We start from the raw sequence: 238 nt of genomic DNA on the forward strand, positions 1-238 counted from the left end.
AAGTTATTTACCCGCTCACCCTACAGCCGGTAATGACCAAACGCCTTCCCATCTGGATCCAAAACACCTTTGCACCGGAAGATCCTGGTACCCTTATTCATGTGCACGACGGCCATAACCCCAGTTATCCCGTAACCGGCATTTCCCGCATCCAGTATATTGGATTACTCACCCTGGAAGGCAGCGGGATGATCGGGATACCCGGCTTCTCCCGCCGCCTGTTTGGTTCCCTTTTACA

Annotated in this window: 1 protein-coding gene; it reads left to right on the forward strand. The window is 52.9% G+C overall.

Features of this window, described 5'->3' with window-relative positions:
- On the forward strand, positions 1–238 hold a 238-nt coding region (locus KVT36_RS32145; protein ID WP_217607502.1), incomplete at both ends, for a hypothetical protein.

The organism is Chitinophaga sp. GbtcB8 (genome assembly GCF_019091455.1).
Lineage (GTDB): Bacteria > Bacteroidota > Bacteroidia > Chitinophagales > Chitinophagaceae > Chitinophaga.